Below are 238 nucleotides of genomic sequence, written 5' to 3'. Positions count from 1 at the left end.
AATAAGGCCCTGACGATGTTCTACTTTCACATGGCAAATGCCACACTATCATCGACGCTGTTTCGTTTCACTTCTGAGTTCGGCATGGGGTCAGGTGGTTCCAAAACGCTATGGTCGTCAGGAAAAAATTGTAAATTCGGAAAGCTTTATAAGTAAGTGTCTACTTCAGTCTTAATTTCTAACTTCTAACTTAACAGTCTCACACCATTTTGGTGTTGTATGGTTAAGCCTCACGGGT

The 238-nt window shown here is 41.6% G+C and carries 1 rRNA gene; it reads right to left on the bottom strand.

The features are described from left to right. Positions 1–7: 7 nt before the first annotated feature. Positions 8–122 (bottom strand): 5S ribosomal RNA (rrf, locus tag C2M29_RS08760). Positions 123–238: the final 116 nt, after the last annotated feature.

It is taken from the genome of Pseudoalteromonas sp. T1lg48 (assembly GCF_002964785.1).
GTDB lineage: Bacteria > Pseudomonadota > Gammaproteobacteria > Enterobacterales > Alteromonadaceae > Pseudoalteromonas.
Note: the sequence above shows the minus strand (reverse complement) of the source record. Positions and strands in the feature narration are given on the sequence as shown.